Source organism: Schaalia sp. HMT-172 (genome assembly GCF_030644365.1).
Lineage (GTDB): Bacteria > Actinomycetota > Actinomycetes > Actinomycetales > Actinomycetaceae > Pauljensenia.
In genome coordinates this window covers 2,098,246-2,121,231 of record NZ_CP130058.1, presented here as the reverse complement: position 1 = coordinate 2,121,231, position 22,986 = coordinate 2,098,246, and the positions used below count along the sequence as shown (strand labels likewise).

At 67.9% G+C, this 22,986-nt stretch carries 17 protein-coding genes, 1 tRNA gene and 1 riboswitch; of the genes, 11 read left to right on the top strand and 7 right to left on the bottom strand.

The genetic code is table 11. The features are described 5' to 3' along the window. Positions 1-37: 37 nt before the first annotated feature. The 4 genes from QU663_RS08865 to QU663_RS08850 all read right to left on the bottom strand — a co-directional run bounded on the left by QU663_RS08865 (position 38) and on the right by QU663_RS08850 (position 7,483). Positions 38-1,672, bottom strand: a complete 1,635-nt coding sequence (locus tag QU663_RS08865) for a TPM domain-containing protein (protein WP_051267721.1) — start codon at positions 1,670-1,672, stop codon at positions 38-40. Positions 1,673-1,899: 227 nt separating this feature from the next. Beyond that, positions 1,900-3,222 carry a TPM domain-containing protein gene (locus QU663_RS08860; protein WP_304990555.1) on the bottom strand — a complete coding sequence of 441 codons (1,323 nt, stop codon included), beginning with the start codon at positions 3,220-3,222 and terminating at the stop codon, positions 1,900-1,902. A 185-nt stretch (positions 3,223-3,407) separates the two neighbouring features. Then, the gene (locus QU663_RS08855) at positions 3,408-5,252 is read right to left on the bottom strand and encodes a TPM domain-containing protein (protein WP_021610808.1); all 1,845 of its coding nucleotides are present in this window, start codon (positions 5,250-5,252) and stop codon (positions 3,408-3,410) included. A 182-nt stretch (positions 5,253-5,434) separates the two neighbouring features. Then, positions 5,435-7,483, bottom strand: a complete 2,049-nt coding sequence (locus QU663_RS08850; RefSeq protein ID WP_084437377.1) for a TPM domain-containing protein — start codon at positions 7,481-7,483, stop codon at positions 5,435-5,437. Positions 7,484-7,729: 246 nt separating this feature from the next. Here QU663_RS08850 and QU663_RS08845 point away from each other — a divergent pair, with 246 nt between their 5' ends. The 4 genes from QU663_RS08845 (at position 7,730) to QU663_RS08830 (ending at position 11,979) form a co-directional block, all read left to right on the top strand. Further along, complete coding sequence (locus QU663_RS08845) at positions 7,730-8,107, top strand: cold-shock protein (RefSeq protein WP_009058058.1); 378 nt, start codon at positions 7,730-7,732, stop codon at positions 8,105-8,107. Beyond that, a complete protein-coding gene (locus QU663_RS08840) occupies positions 8,100-8,963 on the top strand; it encodes a DUF3027 domain-containing protein (RefSeq protein WP_034480188.1) in 864 nt (287 codons plus the stop codon). Before QU663_RS08845 ends, QU663_RS08840 begins: the two co-directional genes overlap by 8 nt. 120 nt (positions 8,964-9,083) lie before the next feature. Continuing rightward, entirely contained in the window at positions 9,084-10,535 is a 1,452-nt protein-coding gene (locus QU663_RS08835) for an NCS2 family permease (protein ID WP_021610805.1), read from the top strand. A gap of 154 nt (positions 10,536-10,689) precedes the next feature. Then, a complete protein-coding gene (locus tag QU663_RS08830) occupies positions 10,690-11,979 on the top strand; it encodes an MFS transporter (RefSeq protein ID WP_034480184.1) in 1,290 nt (429 codons plus the stop codon). Positions 11,980-12,002: 23 nt separating this feature from the next. Here the strand turns inward: QU663_RS08830 and serC are convergent, their stop codons facing one another. Further along, positions 12,003-13,130, bottom strand: a complete 1,128-nt coding sequence (gene serC / locus QU663_RS08825) for a phosphoserine transaminase (protein ID WP_021610803.1) — start codon at positions 13,128-13,130, stop codon at positions 12,003-12,005. 173 nt (positions 13,131-13,303) lie between these two features. Between serC and QU663_RS08820 the strand changes: the two genes are divergently transcribed. The 7 genes from QU663_RS08820 (at position 13,304) to QU663_RS08790 (ending at position 21,180) form a co-directional block, all read left to right on the top strand. Next, positions 13,304-13,981, top strand: coding sequence for a metal-dependent transcriptional regulator (locus tag QU663_RS08820; protein ID WP_034480180.1), 678 nt, complete (start codon positions 13,304-13,306; stop codon positions 13,979-13,981). 250 nt (positions 13,982-14,231) lie between these two features. Beyond that, positions 14,232-14,393, top strand: a riboswitch (cyclic di-AMP (ydaO/yuaA leader). 2 nt (positions 14,394-14,395) lie between these two features. Beyond that, on the top strand, positions 14,396-15,160 hold the full coding sequence (locus QU663_RS08815; protein ID WP_051267720.1) for a C40 family peptidase: 765 nt from the start codon (positions 14,396-14,398) through the stop codon (positions 15,158-15,160). A gap of 131 nt (positions 15,161-15,291) precedes the next feature. Beyond that, a complete protein-coding gene (locus QU663_RS08810; RefSeq protein ID WP_034480176.1) occupies positions 15,292-16,224 on the top strand; it encodes a universal stress protein in 933 nt (310 codons plus the stop codon). Between the two features lie 145 nt (positions 16,225-16,369). Then, a tRNA-Arg gene (locus tag QU663_RS08805) sits at positions 16,370-16,442 on the top strand. 15 nt (positions 16,443-16,457) lie between these two features. Beyond that, the gene (locus tag QU663_RS08800) at positions 16,458-16,673 is read left to right on the top strand and encodes a hypothetical protein (protein WP_084437376.1); all 216 of its coding nucleotides are present in this window, start codon (positions 16,458-16,460) and stop codon (positions 16,671-16,673) included. A gap of 24 nt (positions 16,674-16,697) precedes the next feature. Further along, entirely contained in the window at positions 16,698-20,969 is a 4,272-nt protein-coding gene (locus tag QU663_RS08795; protein ID WP_021610797.1) for a hypothetical protein, read from the top strand. Next, positions 20,962-21,180 (top strand): hypothetical protein, encoded by a 219-nt coding sequence (locus QU663_RS08790; RefSeq protein ID WP_009058080.1) that lies wholly within the window; start codon positions 20,962-20,964, stop codon positions 21,178-21,180. Before QU663_RS08795 ends, QU663_RS08790 begins: the two co-directional genes overlap by 8 nt. A gap of 554 nt (positions 21,181-21,734) precedes the next feature. Here QU663_RS08790 and mscL read toward each other — a convergent pair. Then, positions 21,735-22,127 carry a large conductance mechanosensitive channel protein MscL gene (mscL, locus tag QU663_RS08785; RefSeq protein WP_021610796.1) on the bottom strand — a complete coding sequence of 131 codons (393 nt, stop codon included), beginning with the start codon at positions 22,125-22,127 and terminating at the stop codon, positions 21,735-21,737. A 255-nt stretch (positions 22,128-22,382) separates the two neighbouring features. Next, entirely contained in the window at positions 22,383-22,916 is a 534-nt protein-coding gene (locus QU663_RS08780) for a 5-formyltetrahydrofolate cyclo-ligase (RefSeq protein ID WP_021610795.1), read from the bottom strand. Positions 22,917-22,986 lie beyond the last annotated feature (70 nt).

The window sequence follows — 22,986 nt, the reverse complement described above, 5'->3', positions numbered from 1 at the left end:
GGTCACTGAGCCGGCGTCTGTGGTGGAGGAATCGTCGTTATGGTGAGCGTGTTCCTCCGGATTGGTGCTCGGCCGTACGAAGCGGGTCAAGCGTAGCGTCCAGCTTGGTCTCGACGGCGCGAGCATGCTCGAGAGCGTCGAGCGGATTGTCGTTGTGGATAAGGGCTTCCTGAGCCCGTGTGATCGCCGCACGGGCATCGGTGATGAGAGGAGCAAGTAGTGTCGGATCAGTTTGCAGGAGGTCGGCTTCCTCGATGTCCGAGGAAAGGGACGCGATAGCGGCGCCGAGCCGCTCCTCGATGTTGTCCAGGTCTAATTTTGCCGTGAAGATAGCGTTCATCTCATGGTGCGCCATGAGGAGTGCACGCTCGGCGGTGTCGACAGCAGAGGTGGCGAGCTCGGTGTCCGTGTCGATGATTGCCTGGGCAGACTCAATGGCGCTGCGCGCCGAGGCGAGCAAAGATGCTGCCTTGTCGGGGTTGTCTTCGAGCGAGGCTAGTATCGTGCCGGGGTAGATTCCGGCGATTGTCGCCAACTCGTCCCTGGAACGTTCCACGGCCGCCAGTTCTTCTGCCAGGCGTTCACGCGCCTCTGCCAGGCGGGTCGGCAGTGAGGTGAGCTCGGAACGCTTCGTGCTGAAAGGGGCCTGCGCGTCGCTCAACAAACCCATGTGCGTGTCGAGATCACTGATGATTTGGGTCGCCAGGGTCTTCCTAGTCTCAGGGTTCGAGGTTATGCGGCACTTCTGCTGGAGGGCGTCCCCGCGAGACAGGGCTTCCTTCGCTCCCTTAATCCGGTTGCGGAACTGTTCAGTCGCGGCGATGCCGAACTGTGCGCGGGCGTAGTCCCATTCCTTCACGGCATCGCGCACTTCCAGATCGGCTGCGGCCAGTCGGTCATTCGCCTGCTGGACCAGCTTGTCCGCAGCGTGCTGAGCGGCCTTGTCGTCGCGTTCTTCCCTGCGGTGTTGGATTCGCCATGCAGCGGATTCGATTTCTGCGTCGTGTTCTTCTTGCTCCCGCAGCTTTTTCCAGTGGCCAAAAAAAATGCCGAAGACGAGAAGTAAGCCCACGATGAGGAACGCAAAAAAGCTCTTGATTTCTTCCTTTCTGGCTTCATCCTTCAGGTTCTGGCTGCTTGCGTCGTATTCGGAACGAATGCGCTTGTATGTGTCAAAGGAGCTGCGCAGACTGTTGATTAAGGTCTTGGGGCCCGCCGCTGCCTCTTTGGAGGTCAACGGAGTCGATGTGTATGTCCGATGGGCTTCCGATAGTGCGCTGTCCACGTACCTTTTGACGATGGAATCGTTGCGCATCCACTGAGTAAGCTCCTGGCCAAAGCAGTATGTGTCTATTCCCTCCTCGTAGTCGACGGCGTAGAGAAGGACATTGTCGTTGTCCTGCACCTTGGTGAGGGTGGCCTGGCACCATTCGGATGGTGTCTGGTCGGAAAAGGTGGGGACGATGACGATGGTGATAACAGTGGAATACTTGGAGGAGAAGGACTCTGCACGAGTCTCGATCGTTGTGCGTTCTTCGTCGCTGAGGAAGCCGTCCACATCAGTGACGTATCCGCTTGGCGTGAGCGCCTCGGTCGCGAACGCGGGCGTGCCACCGAGCGCTATCGCGGCCGTCATGACGGCCGCGATGCCTAGGCGTCGAATCCGTGGCACGCTATCCTCCTTGGTTGGTGGCAAACAGAATAAGATACATGATTGTGGGCCGCCGCGCGTTCACTATGATATGCGGTCCGTCACATTATTGTGGGTCGTTGATGACCCGGTGGCCGGGTGCGGACGCGAGCGCTGTGGCCCGCGATCGTCTGGCTCCATTGTCAGTGGGTCGTCGTTCACCTCCTCTACTGGCGCCCCGGTGTCGCGAGCGCGCGTGGGCAGAGGCGTCATGATCGATCCTCACCGGGCGTTGGGCGCGAGGCCGGGGTGGCCTCGCGCAGTGGCTCGAGGGTGGCGCGGAGCCTGGCCTGCACGGTGCGCAGGTGGTCGAGCGCCTCGAGCGGGCTGTCGTTGGCGATGAGGGCGGCCTGGCCGACGGCGATTGCCTCCTGCGCGTCGGCGACCAGCGGGGCCAGGAGCACCGTGTCGGACTCGAGGCTCTCAAGCTCTCCAATGTCAGCGGAGAGGGAACCGATGGCGGTGCCGAGGCGGTCCCGGATCGCGTCGAGATCGGTCTTCGCGGAGAAGATCGCGTCCGTCTGCGCATTGGCCATGGTCAGGGCACGGCGCGCGGTGTCCAGGGCCGAGGCGGCGCGGGCGTTGTCCTTGGTGACCGTCGCGCTCGCCGTCTCCAGCGCGGCGCGGGCGGATTCGAGCAGCTGCGCGGCACGCTCCGGGTTGCCCTGAAGCGAAGCGAGGGTCTTGGCGGGGTAAATGGTCGCGATGCTCGCCAGCTCCTCCCTGGCACGCTCAAGGTCCGAGAGCTCCTCGGCCAGGCGCTCGCGCGCCTGTGCGATCCGAGAAGGAAGTGCGGCGTGCTCGGCGCGCTTGGCGGTGAATTCCGCGGTGGCCGCGCGCAGGGGGGACACGGCCGCGTCCAGGTCGTTCGACATCTCGGCGGCGAGACGCATCCTGGTCTGGGGGACAACCGCGGCCTGGATGCGCTTCTGGGTGTCGTACCCGCGTGAGAGAGCCGCCTTGGCCTCCTCGACCTGGCGATGGAAACGCTCGGTCGCGGACAGTCCGAACTGGGCGCGCGCATAGTCCCACTCCTGCTCGGCGGTGTGCACGAGCTCGGCTGCCTCGACGAGGCGCTTGTTCGCACCCTGCACGCGGCGGTGGGCCTCCTCGGCAGCCCTGAGTCGTTCCTCGCGCGCCTTGAGGCGTGCGCGCCGTGCCGTATCGTCGGTGGTGGGTGCGGGCTCGGGGTCGGCGCTCTCGCTCTCCTGCGAGTCCTTGGTGCCCTTGATGGCCAAGCTGATCAGCCCGATGCATGCCGCGGCCACCATCCAGAGGAATCCTCGGCCGTGTTCGGTCGAGCCGGACGACGAGGATCGGCTGGGGGAGGGCGACGAGGACCGGCTGGGGGAGGAGGACTGAGCCGCGACGCGGTGCGCATCAGGCCAGAATCCTGCGTGTGGGAGGGTGGAGGCGGAAGCAACGACAGACTCTGCGCCTCCCACGGCCTTGGTCGCGAACGCGGGCGCGCCACCGAGCGCTATCGCGGCCGTCATGACGGCTGCGATGCCTAGGCGTCGAATCCGTGGCACGCTATCCTCCTTGGTTGGTGGCAAACAGAATAAGGTACATGATCGTGGGCCGCCGCGCATTCACTATGATATGCGGTCCGTCACATTATTGTGATTTGTTGATGACCCGGTGGCCGGGTGCGGACGCGAGCGCTGTGGCCCGCGGTCGTCTGGCTCCATTGTCAGTGGGTCGTCGTTCACCTCCTCTACTGGCGCCCCGGTGTCGCGAGCGCGCGGTTGGTCAGGACGGTGGCCCTCGAGGCCGCCGCACGCGCCTGTAGAGGGTCCTTGTCGAGGGCTACGCGAGCCTCGCCAATCGCCTGTTCCGCTTCGCGCAGGAGCTTGTTCGCGTCAAACAGGGCGGAGCCTTGGCGGTTCCTCAAGGACTTGCGCGCCCACGCGAGGGTCGCATCGGCGTCACGAATGTGACGCTGAGCGCTCTCGTGCGCCTTGAGCGCCGCCGCTTCTTGCGTTCGAAGGGGAGCGAGCACCGCCTCCAGGCGAAGCTCCACGTCGCGAAGGGTCTCGAGCGCGCCGAGGGGGTCCTCGTCGTTGACCAGGGCGCGCTGGCCGAGCGCTATCGCCTCCTGCGCGTCGGCGACCAGCGGGGCCAGGAACGCCGTGTCGGCCTCGAGGCCGTCAACCTCGGCGATGTCGCCGGACAGGGCCCCGATGGCGGCGCCGAGACGATCCCGGATCGCGTCGAGATCGGTCTTCGCCGAGAAGATCGCGTCCGTCTGCGCATTCGCCATCGTCAGAGCACGCTGCGCGGTGTCCAGCGCCGAGGCGGCACGCGTCGGGTCCGCCTCGATATGCGCGCTCGCCGTGTCCAATGCCGAGCGAGCGGACTCCAGGAACGCCGCCGCGCGCTGTGGATTGTCCTGGAGGGAAGCAAGCATGGAATCGGGGTAGAGACCCGCGATGCTGGAGAGCTCTTCCTTCGAGCGTTCCAGATCGTCGAGTTCCTCGACCAGACGCTCACGAGCCTCACTAAGCTGCGCGGGCAGCGTGGAGCGCTCCCTTCGCCGTGCCGTAAACTCCGCGCGCGTCTTGTCCAGGGGAGGGAGGACCTCGTCCAGATCCTTCGTGATTGTCGCCGCCAGGCGTTTCTTAGCCAGGGAGTCGGCGGTGTGGCACATCTGTGTGTAGGTGTCGCGTCCGCGCGCGACGGCCTCCTTGGCCGCCTCAAGGCGACGACCGTACTCTTCGGCTGCGGCGGTGCCGAACTGTGCGCGGGCGAAGTTCCAGTCCTCCTCGGCGGCGCGGATCTGTTCCGCGGCTTCCGACAGGCGCCGATTCGCCGCATCGGCGGCCCTCAGGGCCTCACGCCTCACGGGGTCCACGATCGGAACGGACGCCCCGGAATCGACGCTGGAATCGTCGTGACCGTTGTCTTCTCGCACCGCGGCCCATATGCTGATGACGGCTGCAATCACCACAACGACGCCCAAGGTGATATGACCGCCGAGGCTCCTTTCTGCCTCCCTCTTCCGTTCTTCTTCTGCCGCTTGCTGCCTCTCGCGACTCTTGGCAGCAATGCGTGCGTGTAAGTCGGTCGTGGAGCGCACGTCGTCGATGAACGCGCGAGCGCCCGCCGCCGCCTCGTCGGGAGTGAGGGGGGTGGATGTGTGCTTGCGGCGGGCGAAACCGAGCGCGTCGTCCAGCATCATCTTGGTCATCGGGTCCGACGCCGCCTTCTGCCCCAGGTTCGCATCCGTGCAGTAGGTGTCGGTGCCGTCCTCGTAGGCCAGGACGTAGAGGATGCCCTTATCTGCTGTGCGCGATTGCATCAGGGTGGCCCGGCACCACGTCGATGGTTCCTGGTCGGAGAAAGTGGGGACGATTGCAACGTCGATGTACATGGAGTACGCGGAATAGAAAGACTGAGCTGACGTCTCGATCATTCCCCGTTGCTCCGCGCTGAGGAAGCCGTCGGGATCGCTGACGTATCCGCTCGTCGTGAGCGGCTCGGTTGCGAAGGCGGGCGAGCCACCGAGCATCACCGCTGCCATCATGACGGCGGCGATGCCCAGGCGTCGGATCAGTGCCACGTGGCCCTCCTGGTCGGTGGTGAACGGAACGGCATGCGCTCAGAAGCGGCTCCATGTCGCCAAAGCGTTGCAATCTGCGTCACGTTGTGTGTCTGGGGTCAGTGTACGCGACGTGGGCGCTCAGGCGGGCAGGCCGCCGCGAGCCGGGTGCGCGGCGGTGGCTCTCAGGCGGTGCGACGCGCTTAGAAGTGGCCCTTGGAGCCGGAGAACCCGCCGCCGCCGAAGCTGCCGGAGCTCCCGGAGAACCCGCCGCCCGAGGAATGGCTGGAGCTGGAGCTGCCCCAACTCGAGCGGGAGCTGCCCCAACTCGAGCTGGACCCCCACGAGGAGCTCGAGTGCGAGCTGCCGCTGTTGGAGAACAGGATCGACCACAGGATCTGCTCACCGAGGGAGGAGCCGGAACTGCTCGAGCGGTAGTCGTCATCATCGTCCTCGTCGTACCAGCTCGTATCGGGTCGGGCCAGGGGCGTGGCCATGACGCGGTCGGCGAGGGTGCGCGCCCGCGATGCCTGGGAGGTCGCTTCGTTCGGGTCGCTCTTCAGGGCCTCGCGGGCCGCCTCGAGGGAGTGCTCGGCGTCGTGGAGGGTGGAGCGGACGTTCATGTTCATGGCGCCGCGTCGCCCCTGGACGTAGCGCTGGGCGCGCATGACAGCGGACTCGGCGAGGGACACCTGGGAACGGGCGGCGGACAGAGCCCTCTCGTCGTTGTCCCGCTTGGAGCGCAGCGGGGCGAGCGCGGCGTCGATGTTTGACTCCGCGCTGCGCAGGTGTTCGAGGGCCGCCAACGGGTCGCCATTGTTGAGGAGGGCGGCCTGTCCCTCGGAGATCGCCGCGCGCGCATCGGCGACGAGCGGGTCGAAGATGGCCGGGTCCGCCTTCAGGGACGACACGTCGTTGATATCCGACGAAATGGAGCCGATGGCGGCACCGAGGCGGTCGTGGATCGCGTCGAGGTCGGACTTGGCGGAGAAGATCGCGTCGGTCTGGTGCGTGGCCATCATGAGGGCGCGGTGTGCGGTGTCGAGGGCGCTCTCCGCGCGGGCCCGGTCCGTCTCGGCCACCCGCTGGGCCTCCTCCAGGGCGGTGCCGGCGGTTGTCAGCAGGGCGGCGGCCTGCTCGGGGTTGTCCTGGAGGGAGGCGAGCATCTGCGCGGGGTAGATACCCGCGATGCTCACCAGCTCCGCCTTCGCGCGCTCCAGATCGGCGCGCTGCTCGATAAGGCGTTCGTGGGTCTCGGTGATGCGGTTAGGCAGCGTCGCCTGCTCGCTGCGCTTCTTCGCGAAGGAGGCCTGGACGGCGCTCAGGGGGTTCATGGAGGTCCCCAGGTCGCGCATGATGCTCGTCGCCAGGTTCGCGCGCGAGATCGGGTTGGTGGAGTCATTCATCTGCTTTTGAGTGTCAAAGCAGCGCGCGACGGAGTCCCGGGCGGCCTCCAGGGTGCGGGCGAATTGGTCGGTCGCGGCGATGCCGAACTGGGCGCGCGCGAAGTCGAGCTCGTCGGTGGCGGAACGCACCTGCTCGTCTGCCGCGAGGAGCTGGCGGTTGGCCTGCGAGACCTTCTTCTCGGCGTCTTCGGTTCTGGTGCGGGTCACCTGCTCCGCGGCGCGTTCGTTGCGACGCGAGGAGGAGGACACGGCGAGCCCGATGCCGATGAAGCCGCCGACGATGAGAATGAGGACGATGATGGCGCCGCCCCGACCCTCGGAGGAGGTGGAGCTCGCTGAGCTGCCCGAGCTACTCGTGCCGCTGGAGGAGGTGGTGGACCTGTTCGCGAGGGTATTAATGAAGGCGACGGCACCCGCGGCGGCGTCGGAAGAGGTCAGGGGCTTGCTGGACAGTTTTGACTCGGCGGCCGTGCGCGCGGTGTTGCGCGCGCTTTGCGAGATGGAGCCGCCGTTGACGCATTCGCCGTCCACGCGCTCGTCGTAGGCGATGTAGTAGATGATGTTGCCGTCCGAGGTGCCGGAGGCATTGAGGGTCTTGTGGCACCATTCGACGCCGTCGATGCCCGAGAGGTTGTCGACGATGACGACGTCGACGGAGATGCCCTTCGCGCGCGCGGAGCGTGCGGCGGTTTCGATGAGCGCGCGCTCGGAGTCGGAGAGCCAGCCGCCCGGGTCGGTGACGATTCCGCTCGTTGTGACCGGTGCGGTCGCGAAGGCGGGCGCGCCCAGGGTGAGCAGTAGCGTTGCGAGAACTGCGACGAGGCTGAAACGGCGGATTCGTGACACGGGGCCCTCCTGCGTTGTGGCGAACAGGCAAAGATATACCACGTCACGCACGCGCGTCCACCATGTGACGCAGTGTGCGACGTGTGATTACTGCCGTGGGGTCAGTCTACGCGAAAGCGCGCGGGGGATGGAGCGGGCGGTGCTGTTCGCTACAGGCGGGAGCACGCCTCGCACACGGGGCGCGGGAGGGCCCTATGATAGGGGGAGCCTACCCGGCCTACAGACTATTGATAGAAGGAGGGGACCATGCCCACCGGTAAAGTGAGGTTCTTCGACGCTGATCGCGGTTTCGGCTTCATTACGGGAGACGACGGGGCGGATGTCTTCCTCCACTCGTCCGCGCTGCCGTCCGACGCGCCGAGCCCCAGGGTGGGAGCTCGCGTGGAGTATTCGGTGGCCGACGGGCGCAAGGGACCGCAGGCCCTGAGCGTGCGCTTCCTGAAAGAGACAGCTTCCGTTGCCCGAGCCAAGCGTCGCAAGCCGCAGGCGATGGTGCCGGTCGTTGAGGACCTCATCAAGCTCCTCGACGCCTCGAGCGCTACCCTGCGCCGCGGCTCCTACCCGGACAACGCGACCAAGATCGCGAAGGTGCTGCGCGCCGTCGCAGAGGAATTCGATGCCTAAGACTGGTGCCCGCGTTCGGGCAGTGAAGAAAGACGCCGTCCTGGAGGCCGCGCAAGACGTGGCCCGCGCGGGCGCCGAGGCCGTGGCGCACCCGCGTCCCGTCGGCGAGCACGTGGGCTTCGAGATGGTGTCGGAGCGCCTGGGAACCCACTACTTCGCGTCGACTGACGCCGGGTACGTGGGCTGGTGCTGGTCGGTGACGGTCGCCCGAGTGCCGCGCGGCCGCGTCGCCACCGTGTGCGAGGTCGACATGACGCCGCGCGAGGGGGCACTCCTCGCGCCCGAGTGGGTGCCGTGGGAGGCTCGCCTGCGCCCCTCCGATATTTCCCGCGAGGACACGCTGCCCTACGTGGCGGACGACGAGCGCCTGGAGCAGGGCTTCGAAGACACCAGCGAGGACCTCGACCTGCCGGTCGTGCGCGAGCTCGGCTTGGGCCGACCCCGCGTCCTGTCCGAGGAGGGTCGCAGCCAGGCTGCGAAGCGCTGGTATGAGTCGGAGCGCGGCCCCAAGTCGGGCCGTCGTCCGCGCAACACGTGCTCGACCTGCGGTTTTCTCATGAAAATGGGCGGCGGCATGCGCACGATGTTCGGCGTGTGCGCCAACGAATGGGCGACCGACGACGGCGCCGTCGTCTCCCTGGACCACACCTGCGGGTCTCACTCGGAGACGGACGTTCCGAAGAACGGCACCGCGTGGCCCGTGCGGCCCTCGCGCGTCAACGAGGGCGCGCTCGACGCCGAGCCGATGCCGCGCGCGTCAGAGCAGGCGGGCGACGAGGCCGTGGCACGGCAGGCGCAGGAGGCGACGCCCTCGGGGGACGTGACTGAGGAAGCGGAGCGGCCCGAGGTCGGCTGAGGCCTCGGCGAGCGCCCACTGATGGGAAGCACCCGGGACGAGCACCCGGGTGCTTTCTCAACAAGTGGGAACACGGCGGGTATGTTTGCGCCCGGGCGCGTGAGCAGGCACGATTAAGCGGTGAGCACACAAGCACAGACCGCCCCATCCCACGGCGGCTTCACACAGTCACTTGATTCGTTCTTCCAGATCTCCAAGCGCGGCTCGACTATTAGTCACGAAATCCGCGGTGGAATTGTCACCTTCTTCGCGATGGCTTACATCCTGGTCGTCAACCCGGCGATCCTGGGCAATGCCGTTCCCAAGGACGGCTCCATCACGACCCAGGGCATCGCCGCAGGTACCGCGCTCGTCGCGGGCATCATGACGATCCTCATGGGTGTTGTCGCGAACTACCCGCTGGCGCTCGCCGCAGGCCTCGGCCTCAACGCGGTCGTCGCCTTCACCCTGGTCCTTGGCGCCGGCCTCAGCTACGGCGAGGCCATGGGCATCATCGCCTGGGAAGGTATCCTCATCTTCCTGCTCGTTCTCACGGGCTTCCGTGAGGCCGTCTTCCGTGCGGTTCCCGCCGCCCTCAAGACCGCCATCACGGTGGGCCTGGGTCTCTTCGTCGCCCTCATCGGCCTGGTGAACGCGGGCATCGTGCGCACCGGCGCGACCCCCGTCCAGTTCGGCATCTCGGGCTCGCTCGACGGCTGGCCAGCCCTCGTCTTCGTGTTCGGCCTGTTCCTCATGATGATCCTCTACGTGCGTAAGGTGAAGGGCGCGGTGCTGATTTCGATCATCGCCTCCACGATCCTCGCCGTCATCGTTCAGGCCTTCGCCCACATTGATCGCATCTCCGACACGAACCCGACCGGCTGGGGCCAGACCGTGCCCGAGCTCAAGGGCTCGCCGATCGCGGTTCCCGTCTTCGACACGCTCGGCAAGGTGGACCTCTTCGGCGGCTTCGGCAAGCTCGGCGTCGTCTCCGTGATCCTGCTGGTCTTCTCGCTCATGCTCGCCGACTTCTTCGACACGATGGGGACCATGGTGGCCGTCGGCGCCGAGGGTAACCTGCTCGACAAGGATGGCAACCCGCCCAAGACCCGCCAGATCCTGATCATCGACTCCCTGGCCGCGGTGGCCGGTGGCGTCGGCGGCGTCTCCTCGAACACTTCCTACGTCGAGTCCGCCTCGGGCGTCGCCGAGGGTGCGCGCACGGGCCTGGCCTCCGTGGTCACCGGTATCCTGTTCCTGATGTCGACCTTCCTGGCGCCCCTCGTCGAGCTGGTCCCGACCGAGGCCGCCTCCACGGCCCTCGTGTTCGTCGGCTTCCTCATGATGACCCAGGTGACTGGCATCGACTGGGATTCCGAGGAAGTTGCGATCCCCGCCTTCATGACGATCGCCTTCATGCCCTTCGGCTACTCCGTGTCCGTCGGCATCGGCGTCGGCTTCGTGACCTACTCGCTCATCCAGCTCGTCAAGGGCCAGGCCCGCAAGGTTCACCCGCTCATGTGGCTGGTGTCCGTCCTGTTCATCATCTACTTCCTGATGGGCCCGCTCCAGCGCCTCCTCGGCATCGGCTGATTCGTCACCTGTCGTCCCCTTCCTGCCCCGCCGGAGCCTCACTCCGGCGGGGCAGTCGTATCCTAGGAACATGCGCCGAGGAGGGGAGATCGCCAAAGGCTGCCCCCGCCTCGTTCGGCGCGCGCAGCGGCAGCGAGAGAGAGGGAGGTCTGGCGTGTCGGCAACATTCGCATCCATGCGCTACGTGAACTACCGGTATTGGTTCGTTGCCTCCCTGATTGCGTCCACCGGCGCGTGGCTCCAGCGCGTCGCCCAGGACTGGTACGTACTGACGGTTCTCACCGATCACGACGCCTCGCAGGTCGGCGTCGTCACCGCCCTGCAGTTCCTGCCCATCATCCTGTTCTCCGCGTGGGCGGGTGTGCTCGCGGACCGCATCCCCGGGCGGCGCCTCCTCCAGTGCACGCAGACGGGGGTGGGCCTCGTCTCCCTCGTCATCGGTGTCGTCGTGCTGACGGGTACGGGCGAGCTGTGGCACCAGTACATCCTCGCCTTCATCTCCGGGACGATCTCCGCGGTCGACACGCCCGCACGCCAGGCATTCGTCGGCGAGCTCGTGCCCCAGGACAAGATGGCGAACGCCGTCGCCCTGAACGCCACCGCCTTCCACACCGCGCGCCTCATTGGCCCGGCTTCGGCGGGTTTCTTCATCGACTGGTGGGGGGTGGGCCCCGTTTTCCTGATTGACGCCGGGATGTTTGCCGCCCCCGTCATCGCCCTGGCCCTCATGCGCGCCGACCGCCTCTACCCGCGCACCCTCATCCCGCGCGCTCGCGGGCAGCTGCGCGAATCTGTTGCGTACGTGCATGGCCGCACGGATATTCGCATCATCCTCGCCCTGATCTTTGTCGTCAGCGCCCTGGGCATGAATTTCCAGATGACGAGCGCGCTGATGGCCACGACCGTGTTCGGTAAGGCGGCCGGGTCGTTCGGTATTTTGTCGACCTTCATGGCGTTCGGGTCGATTCTCGGGTCGACGGGAGCCGCGCGCCGCGTTCCGCGCCTGCGCACGATTCTCCTGGGCGCGGCGTTTTATGGGACCGCCGAGATCCTCTTGGGCCTGGCCCCCTCCTACTGGTGGTTTGCGCTCCTGTCGATCCCCACGGGCTATGGCATGCTGACGATGAACACGAGCGCGAACGCCCTGGTTCAGACCCGCACCGATCCCGACAAGCGCGGGCGCGTCATGGCGCTCTACTCCCTCGTGTTCTTGGGTGCGACGCCGATCGGCTCGCCGTTCATCGGGTGGGTGGGGACGATGTTCGGGGCGCGATGGTCGATCCTGGTGGGCGGCATCGCGTCTCTGGGCATCGCGCTCATCTGCGGGGTCTGGGCGATGATCCACTGGAAGGGGCGCGTTGTTGCCCGCCCGACCTTCCCGTGGGTGGGCGTGGAGGCTGACTCCTCCGTGGACGCGCCGCGCCGCTCGCTGGACGAGGACTGAGGCGCGCCCCGGGGGACCGGGAGTTAGAGCACGCGCTCCAGGCAGTAGTCGATGCACTCCAGGAGGGCCTCGACGTCGCCGATCTCGACGCTGGGCCACGTGCCGATGCGCAGCTGGTTGGCCCCCACGCCCCGGTAGGCGCCGATGTCGACGATCTCGTGGGCGCGCAGGTGCGCCGCCAGGTCGGTGGCCTTGATGTCGGCGTTGATTTCGATCGTGGCCGTCACGGGGGATCGCCACGCCTCCTCGGCGACGAAGGGGTAGAGCGCGGGGTGGGCGTTCGCCCAGTCGTAGATGAGGGACGAGGCCTGGGCGCAGTGGGCGCTCACGGCCTCCATGCCGCCGCGCTCGTTGAGCCACGCGACCTGGCGCTGCGCCATAATGATCGTCGCGACCGCGGGCGTGTTGAGGGTTTGGTCCTTGCGCGAGTTGTCGATGGCGGCGGACAGGGACAGGAATGGGGGGATCCAGCGCCCGCAGGGGGAGGCCTCGATGCGGCGGGCCCGCTCGATGGCGGCGGGGGAGAGAATAGCGACCCAGAGGCCGCCGTCCGATCCGAGGGCTTTTTGCAGGGAGAAGTAGTAGGCGTCGACCTGGGTGAGGTCGATCGGCGCGGCGCCTGCGATGGAGGTGCCGTCGACGAGGGTGAGCGCTCCCGGGGCGTCGACGCGGTAGACGGGGGAGGCCACGCCGGTTGAGGTCTCGTTGTGGGGGTATGCGTAGGCGTCGACGCCCTGCTCAGGGTCGCGAGGGGCGAGCGTGGCCAGACAGCCGGCCGGTGCCTCGTCGATGAGGGGGGAGGCGAGGTGGGGTGCACGCTTCGCCGAGGCGGCGAACTTCGCGCCGAAGGCGCCCCAGGAGCCGAAGGCGGCGCGCGAGGAGATGAGGCAGGCGCAGGCGGCGTCCCAGAAGGCGGAGGCGCCGCCGTTGCCGAGCACGACCTCGTAGCCGTCGGGCACGTTCAGGAGGGCGCGCAGGCCCTCTTTCAGGTCGGCGACGACGCGGCGCACGGGGGCCGCGCGGTGGGAGGTGCCCATGAGGAGGGGCGCAAAAAGGGCTTCGAGCTGGTCGGTGCGCACCTTGGAGGGGCCGCAGCCGAAGCGTCCGTCGGCCGGTAGGAGAGCCGGGTCAATGTCGGGGAAATCCACCATGACAACAGCCTAACCCCGCGCTCGCCGGCATTTCCATCACGCCCATTAATCGAATTGTCGTGAAGAACGACACGTTACGACGCGCATTTTTTCGCGTCATTGTGTCGTTTCCTTCCAGACAACAAAGGTCACCCTATCCTGGTGTTCGTAGGTGCCCCTTGAAGGAGGACGACGTGGCAGACCTGATTGACACCACCGAGATGTATCTCAAGACCATTCTTGAGCTCGAGGAAGACGGGGTGACGCCCCTGCGCGCCCGGATCGTGGATCGCCTGGGCCATTCGGGTCCGACCGTCTCGCAGACGGTGGCGCGCATGGAGCGAGACGGCCTGCTGCACGTGATGGGGGACCGGCGCCTGGAGCTGACGGAGGCGGGGCGCGCCCGCGCGACGGAGGTGCTGCGCAAGCATCGACTCGCCGAGCGTCTCCTCCTGGACGTCATTGGCATGGAGTGGGCGCAGGTTCACGACGAGGCCTGCCGCTGGGAGCACGTGATGAGCGACGCCGTCGAGGCGCGGCTGGTGGACTTGCTCTCCGATCCGACCGTGGATCCCTACGGCAATCCGTTGCCCGGCGTGGACGGGGCGGAGCGCCTGCACTCCGCCGAGCTGGCGGTGCGCTCGCTCGAGTCCGGCGTTTTGACCCTGGGGCGTATCGGCGAGCCGATCCAGGCCGACGCTGAGTTGCTGGCGTCCTTCGACGAGCTGGGGCTGCGCCCGGGGGAACGCGTGGCCCTGTCTGCTCACGGGGACGTCGTGCGCGTGGCCGCGTTGGATGGCTCCGGCGAGGTCAGCGGTTACCTGACGCTTCCGATGGCGTTGGCCGCTCATCTGTTCGTGCGCGGGGAGTGACCTTCTCGGAGTGACCTTCTCGGGGTGACGAGGCCGGGGCCCGGTGGGGTCTCGGCCTTCGTTGTGCGGGGACAAGCGAGCGTCTCGCATCGTGAAATGGGTGTGACGAGTTGCCGATAGGGGGAGTTTTCCCTGATACGACCAGGCACAAATATCACGAAATGGTAACGGTGGGGTGTTGAGGCGTTACCGGAACGTGACATTGACCGGCCGTGCAGGCTATAGTGAGTACCGGTCATCAGACCGACCGCCCATTCGGTACCCGAAGTGAGACAACGAATGGGACGGACAAAGCGTCTCACGCGGGGAACCCATCACCGGCTCCTCGTAGCCTTGGGGTGAAGCTCGCACGCCGAGCCGGGCCTCCCGCCCGAACCCGACAGCTAACCTCGCAGGGAAACAGGGAGAAAACGAGTGAAGACTTCTAAGCCTACTCCGCGTCACCGCCAGGCACGCCGCCCGCTGACCGCTTCCGTGGTCGAGGGTGTAGCCACCACGAACGCCGCTCGCCCGATCGCCTTCGCGTCGGCCGCCGGTGTTGCGCTGACTGCGATCGCCGCCGGTGTCGCGAACGCCGCCCCGGCCGTCCCCCAGTCTGAACCGCAGAGCGCCGACCTGAACACCACGACGATCGCCGTCGACGAGGTGACGACGGTCGAGGTCCCCGATATCGCGTGGACCGCCGAGGACGACGCCGCCGAGTCCATCACGGCTGAGGCTCCCCGCGCCCCCGAGCCGACCCCGGCTCCCGCCGCCGCGAGCGAGTCCAACACCTCCGCCTCCGCCGCCTCGCGCTCCGAGACCCGCGATGAGGTCACCTCCAGCGACACCTCCGCCCGCCAGGCCGCCGTGAACGCAGCCGGCTCGGACATCGTGTCCGTCGCCCTGGGCCTGACCGGCATCCCCTACGTCTACGGTGGCGAGACCCTCGCCGGCCTGGACTGCTCCGGCCTGGTCAAGTACGCCTACGCGGCCGCCGGCATCAACCTGCCGCACTCCTCGTCCGCGCAGACCGCTGGCGGCACCATCGTCTCCGACCCCCAGCCCGGCGACATCGTGTCCTACCCCGGCCACGTCGCCATCTACATCGGCAACGGCCAGATGGTTGAGGCGACGGTCCCCGGCCGCCTCTCCCAGATCTCGCCCGTGCGCGGTGGCGCGACCTACGTGCGCTACTGAGTCGCAAGACCTTTCGGTGATCGCCGCGGCCCCTCGGGGCCGCGGCGATCATCTTTTCTCCTCGGCTTGGGGTTTCGCACACCGTCAAAATGCGGCACAATATAAGTGACTGCCACCACGAGGAGGACATGATGAGTTCCACCGAAGTCATTCTGGTCGGTGTCGATGGCTCGAAGGAGAGCCTTGCCGCCGTCACCTGGGCCGCCGACCACGGCGCGCGCACCGGAGCGCGCATCCACTGCCTGTGCACCTACGCGCTGGCCTCCTACTCAGCCGCCGCCCTCGACGGCGGATACGCCGTCCTCGACGACGAAGCCCTCAAAGCGGGCGCCGAGCAGGTCGTCGAAGAAGCCAAGGCGGTGGCACGCGAACGCGGCGCCACGCACGTGTCCGGATCCACGGAGCCGGGCGACCCTGCCGGGGTGCTCATCGACTTCTCCGCCGAAGTTGACATGATCGTCGTCGGCTCGCGAGGGGGCGGCGGCTTCGCCGATCGCCTCCTGGGCACGGTCTCCTCGGCCCTGCCCGCGCACGCCAAGTGCCCGGTCGTCGTGGTTCCGCGCCACACCTCGGGCAAGAAGTTCACACCCGTCGAGCGCGTCGTCGTCGGCATCGACGGCACCGATCAGCCCTCCTGCGCCCTCAAGAGCGCAATCTCCGAGGCGCGTGTCTGGGGTGCGCGCGTCACCGCCGTCTCCGCCGTCCCCATCGCCGTCGGCCCCTCCGTCATGGCGTGGACCCCAACCGGCGTCGACCACTCGGCGCTGCTCGCCCAGGTCCGCGAGGGCATGGACGCGGCCATCGACGCCGCCCTCGACGGCGACGACATGCACGTGTCGCGTCACGCCCTCGACGGCTCCGCGGCCTCGCTGCTCATCGAGTTCTCCACCGCCGTCGACCTGGTCGTCGTCGGCACCCGCGGACGCGGCGGCCTGGCCGGCGTGCTCCTCGGTTCGACCTCGCAGACGGTCCTCCACCACTCGACCTGCCCCGTCATGGTCGTCCCCTCCGCCCACCTGGGCGAGGGCACAACCGCCGTCCACACGGAGTGGGAACGCCGTTAACGAGCCACCGACCGGGCCGGGGTGACCACGCGGGTGCCCCGGCCTCGTCCGTGCGCGTCCGGTCCGTGATATCCCACGCGCGAGGCTCGGGTCGCGCGACGCGGCGGCGCCCACTTTGCTAGAGTTGGCCCGGACAAAGTGTCACGCCCTCGTAGCTCAGGGGATAGAGCACCGCTCTCCTAAAGCGGGTGTCGGACGTTCGAATCGTCTCGGGGGCACTGTGAGGGGAACTCTTGCGTAACGCGCTCGGCTATGCAATGACCGTCGTGGCTGCCCTGTGCTGGGGCGCCTCCGGTGTCTCCGCCGACTACCTGATGGAACACCACGGCATCGAACTATCACTCATCAGCTTCTTCCGGTTGTTCACGGCCGGCATCCTCCTCATCGTCGGAGCCGTTGTGAGCATCTCCGTGGTCGACCTCATCCGGGCGCGCCGCGCCGGTCAATAAGCCACCCTGCCGTAGGGTGGAACCGTGGTTCCTAGTATCTTTTCGCGCCGTTCCGCTCCAGAGCCCGAGGCCCCCCAGGCCTCGTCCACGCCGACGCACCCGACCACCCTTGTCGGTCAGGCGCGCTCCGCGTGGCGCACACGACTCGAGGAGACCATCGCCGCCGAGAGCCAATCCCTGCCGACGCTGTCGCTGACCGACGCGCACCCGGGAGGCCTCGCGCAGCTCTACACCGAGCACCCCGTGCGCCTGAGCCTGCTCATCCGCGAACCCATCGCCCTCGGGCGCGCCCTCGACCGCGCCCGCGCGATCATCGCCCGCTCCGAACAACGCGCCGCCACCCACGGCACCGGGCCCATCCACCTGGGCATCGGCACCGCCACGTGGCGCCACGGCGCCGAAGCGATCACCGTCCCCGCCCTGCTGCGCCCCGTGCGCCTCGTGCGCCGCGACGACGACGTCCTCATCGCCCTGGGACGGGGAGCCCTCCTGACCCCCGAACTCGCCGACGCCCTGCGCGCCGCCGGACAGGACGTCGACGGCCGCGACATCCTTACCCAGGCCAGCGGACACCACGGCTTCTCCTCCTCCCAGGCCATGAGCGCCCTGCGCCAAACCTGCTCCGTCCTCAATCGCTTCGAGCTGCGCGACGAGCTGGTCGTCGGGCTCTTCTGCCACCCCGCCGGGCCCCTGGCCGCCAGCCTCGCCGCCGACGTCGAGGCCCTGGCCGACTCTGAGGTCATCCGCGCGCTCGCGGGCGACCAGGACGCCAGCCGCGACCTGAGGGCGGAGCCCATCCCCACGAACCCCGGCGACCGCGACCCGTGGGCCGAAAAGGGCGTCGGCGACCTGATCCCCACCCAGCAGGACGCGGTCGAGGCCGCCTCCGACGGGCGCAGCGTCTTCATCGACGTGCCCGCCCACGCCGACGACGCCTCCATTGTCGCGGCGATCCTGGCCGACGCGGCCGCCACAGGCCGTTCGGTCCTGCATGTCTCGACCCAGACGTCGCGCTCGATCGCCGCGTATTCGCGCCTGGCGGACCTGGGTCTGGCCGACGTGGTCGCCAACATCGACGGCTACTCGGACGCGCGGCGCACCCTCGCCGGGCGCGTCCGCGAGGCCATGGAAGACATGTCGCCCGTCGTCGACCAAGAAAACGTCGACGCGCTGCGAGCCCGCCTGCGTCAGGTCCGCTCCTCCCTGGCCGCCTACGCCACCGCGTTGCACGAGTCCTACGGCCGCTTCGGCGTGTGCGCGGCGGACGCCCTGCGCGCCCTCACCGACCTCACGAGCGGCGAGGACGCGCCCACGACGCGCGTTCGACTGTCCGAGCAGACCCTCTACGACATCGCGCTGGACCAGGGGGAAGGCGCTCGCGCCCTGCTGCGCGAGGCCCTCGCTTCCGGGCGACTCACCACGGCCTCGTCCTCCCCATGGTCCTCCGCCGTCCTCACCTCCGACGAGCAGGCCAGCGACGTGCTGCTGCGCGTCAAACGCCTGTCGGAAACCCTGCCCCAGCTGCGCGTCCACATCGCCGCCGTCGCCGGCGAGGCGGGCATCAAGCCCGCCGGCACCCTCGCCCAGTGGGACCGCCAGCTGGCCATGTTCGACGGCATCGCCGACGTCCTCGACGTCTTCCAGCCCCGCGTCTTCGAACGCAGCGCCGCCGACATGGTGATCGCCACCGCCCCCAAGCAGTGGCGCAAGGACCACGACATCTCCATGGGCCGTTCCGAACGCACGCGCTTGGTCAAGCAGGCCCAAGACCTCGTGCGCCCCGGCGTGCACGTGCCCGACCTGCACCGCGCCCTCATCCGCGTCCAGGAGCGCCGCGACGCCTGGTGCGCGGTGTGCGGTGACGATTCCTGGCCGATCCTGCCCGCCAAGATCGGCGAAATCTCGGCCCTGACCGACGCCGTGCGCGACGACCTGGACGCCATTGCGCCCGTGTTCGTCGCCGAGGAAGAAAACCTCGTGGGCACTCACCTGCAGCGCCTCGCGACCCTCATCGAACGCTGGTCCGGCGACACCTTAGCCGCGCGCGAGGTCCCCGCCCGCCTCGAGATGCGCGCCCGCTTGGCCGACCGCGGCCTCGAGGCCCTCGCCCAGGACCTGGCGGACCGCGGCGTCTCGGACGAACAGATCGATACCGAGCTCGACCTGGCCTGGTGGGCCTCCCTGCTGCGCGCCATGCTCGCCGCCGCGCCGGCCCTCGGCGGCGTCGATCCCGGCTCCCTGGAGGAACTCGCCCGCGAGGGACGCGAGCTCGACGAGGCCCAGGTGGCCTCGCTGATCCCCCAGGCCATCACCGGAGTCCGTCGAATCCGCACGAACGCGCTGGCGGCGCGCCCCAGCCAGTACGAGGAACTGCGCGAGCTCCTCGACGGCGGCGCCCCCACCGACCTGGAGCTCCTGGTCGTCTACCCGCTCGTGCGCCACCTGCTACCCGTCCTCATGACGGTCCCCGCGATGGTGCCCATGCTGGCGCCCACCGGGCGCACGGTCGATATGGTCGTCCTCGACGGCGCCGACGGCCTGCCTCTGGCGGAGCTGGCGCCCATCATCGCGCGCGGCCACCAGCTGGTCGTCATCGACGACCTCGCGGCCGCCTCCGAGGACGGAGCGACGCGCACACTCGCGAACGTCCTGCCCACCCTGCGCGTCGAACCCGGCCCCAGGCGCCTCAACGACCAGGTCGCCCTGCTCCTGGCACGCTACGGCTACGAGCACGCCGGAATCCCCGTCCCGTGGACGGCCGCGAACGCGCCCGTGAGCGCCCGCTGGGTTGAGGCCACCGGCATGCCCGCGCCCGGCGCCCACGCGATCGAGTCCACGGGCGCCGAGGTCCGCGCCGTCGTCGACGCCGTCATCGAACACGCCGTCGAGTGTCCCGAGCGCTCCCTGGCCGTCATCGCCCTGTCGGACCGCCACGCGCAGCGCATCTCCGAGGCCCTGGCCTCCGTGCGCGCCGACGAACCTGGCCTCGCTTCTTTCTTCGACCCGGCCACCCCCGAGCCCTTCGTGGTCGTCGGCCCCAACCAGGCCGTGGGCCTGACCCGCGAGTCCCTGATCCTGTCGGTCGGCTTCGCGAAGACGCCCCACGGGCGCGTCATCCACGACTTCGGCGTGCTCTCCAGCGAGGAGGGGGCCGACACGCTGGCCGAAATCCTGCGCGTTGTACGCGGCGACCTCACCCTCGTGTCTGCCCTGCACAGCGCCGACATCGACCGCGAACGCCTCCACTACGAGGGCACGCGCATGCTCGTAGACCTCCTCGAGATCGCCGAGGGGCACGCGGGCGAGGGAATGGACGCCTGGCCGGTGCTGGCCGGCGAACCCGATCGCCTCCTCGTCGACCTCGCCGAGCACCTGTACTCGCGCGGCCTCGAGGTCGTCGCGAACGTCGGTATCCCCGGCGGCATGCGTGTCCCCCTGGCCATCGGCCACCCGGACTCGCCCGGGCGCCTGCTGGTCGCCGTCCTCACCGACGACGAGGAATACCTGTCCGAGCCCAGCCAGCGCGTGCGCGACCGTGCCCGTCCACGCTGGCTCGAGGCCCAGGGCTGGCGCGTCTACACCGCCCTGTCCATGGCCTTGTTCATTGACCCGGAGAAGGAGGCCTCGACGATCGTCGACGCCGTCCTGGACGCCCTCGAGGAGCTCAACGCCCACGACGAGGCACCCGCCGTCGAGGTGCCCGAGCGCGTGAGCGACGACGACGCCTCGGAGGAAGCAGTCGCCGCGGGCGACCAGCCCGACTCGGCGCGCGCTGAGGGCGGCGACCGGCCCGACGGCGAGGCCTCGGACGAGGCATCGGGTGATGCCTCGGGTGAGACGTCGGGTGAGACGTCGGGCGAGGGGGCTGGTGAGGCCGCACCCGCTTCGCCGCGCATGCCCATGCTCGATGTAGACCTCGACGAGGAGTCCCAGCGTCGCAAGAAGGCCGACGAGGACACGACCGGCATGCTGCTGGCCATCACACGCAAGGAACGCGCGTCCGAGGAAAACCGCGGACCCCGCCCGGCGATCGCGAAGGGCCTGCCGCTGGCGGCCTATTCCGACGACCAACTCGATGAGATGGCCGCGTGGGTGCGCTCGGACGGCGTCGAACGCACCGATCTGGAGACCGCCGAGGAGCTGCGCGAGGCCCTGGGCATCACGCGCCGCGGCTTCCAGTCGGACGCTGTCCTCGGCAACGTCGTGCGTCGCACCCGGCCCGCCGCCCCGCACGCCGACGAGGCCGGGGAGCCTGGCGAGCAGGAGCCCGGCGACCAGGAGTCCGGCGATGAGTGAGGCCCCTCGCAAGCGCCGTCGCGTCGCGCGCTTCGTCTCCGAGGTGGACCGGCGCCTCATCGCCGAAGGACTGCCGCCTTCGTGGGAGGATCGCGTGCGGCCCGAGGACACGCGCCCGGGCTCCATGGCAGATTCCCCCGACCGAGGCGATGGCGCCAACGACGCGCGCCTGCTGGCCAACGTGCCCCCGCACGCCCAGGCGCGCGCGTAGGGGCAGAGCGTCGGGATCACGGTCGCCGCCTACTGGGGCCGCACGCCCAGGCGCGCGCGTAGAAGGTGGCGTAGGCGCGAGTAGCATCCGGATAGGTTGTGCGCATCTGGATAGGTTGTGCGCATCTGGATAGGAAATTAAGCTATCCGGATCTTCGTTACCTATCCGGATGTTCTCTACCTATCCGGATACGCGCCGCTATCCGGGCGGGACTGCCAGGCAGTTGTTCATGCGGTGTGCCTGTGGTGCGGCTCGTTGCTCGATTCAGTAGTTCCCACCAATGTCGCACGTAATTCCCCTACGCTTCATTCAAACTTTGAAACCAGGTTGTTGGTATTCCAACGTTTTCTCGTGGTGCTCAAAAGTGACCGGGTTAAATTACGTGCGAGATTTGTGGGGAAGCGTGCGCGATCGGGCACTTCAGTGGGGTGTCGGTGGGGTGAGAGAGCCAGCCGGGCACTAGGCCACAGTGGTGCTCTCGTGTGGTGTTAATACAAAAGCGGCGGGGCCGATGCGTGCATCGGCCCCGCCATCCCTCGCAACGAGGGGAATGATCAGGCGCGGTCGCCCTTGGCGAGAGCGTCGCGGATCTCGGTGAGGAGCTGGACCTCTTCGGAGACCTCCTTGGGGGCCGCATCCTCGGCCTTCTTGCGCATCTTGGCGAAGTAGTTCATCGGGACGACGATGAAGAAGTACACGGCGAAGGCGATGAGCAGGAAGTTGATGATGGCGGTAAGCAGAGCGCCGAAGAGGAGCTGCGAGTCGCCGATCTGGAGGATGAAGGACTTGCTGAAGTCCGCCTTGCCGAAGAGAGCGCCGATCGCGGGGTTGAGGATGTCGGTCACGAGTTCGTCGACGATGCCCTTGAATGCGTTACCGATGATGACACCAACGGCCATCTCAACGACGTTACCGCGAGCGATGAATTCCTTGAAGCCCTTAAGCATGGGTTCTCCTGTGTGAAAGGTCGGCTTTGCCGACAAGACTGAATCGCCGAAAGCTTCGGCGCGGCGGGCGGGAGCCGCCGGGGCTGGCGCCGCGCGGGCGCGTTGTTACCATGGAGAACATTAGGGGGACTTTCGTCTTAACGACAGTGTTTAGAGGGTAATCTTCGTCGCACTTTCTGTAATTCGGTCAGGCGTTACTGAAATAGCGCCGAAAAGGGCGCCCTGAGATGTGTATGACAAACGTCTGGCATCGCGTCAGGCGTGCCGCACGGGAACGTGGAGTGTTCGCGTGGGGGTGATGATCGCGTCGATGGGAACGTCGTGAGGCTCGCGAGGGATCTGGCCGCCGGCGAGCACCTCGTCGTCGAAGACGACGGCCACGATTGGAGTCGAGGGGGCGCGGTGGGGCAGCGTTCGGTCGTACCAACCGCCGCCCTGCCCCAGCCTCGTCCCGTCCTCGCTCGCCGCCAGCGCGGGAATGAGGATCAGGTCGGCGCCCGCCAGCGCTTGCGATCCGAGGGCCTCGCCGACCGGCTGAGCGGGAGGGGGCCCCGGGGTCGCCAGCGCGGAACCGGCTTCCCACAGTCCCCAACGCGGCTCACCCAGGGCATCCCCGGCCTCGTCGAAGAGGACGGGCAGGAGCACGCGGGGGAACAACCCGAGCGCGAGGGACATGTCGGGCTCTAGGGGGGTGGAGACGAAGAGCGCGGGCAGCGTGACGCCGCCCATCGACGAGGCCAGGGCGCGTACCTCGGAGGCGATCCCCTCGGCCTCGGCGCGGTGACGCACGGGTAGGGGAGCTTGGTCAGTATGTGACGACCGTGCGCCTATCTGGGGGCTGGAGAGTGCTCGGCGGGCC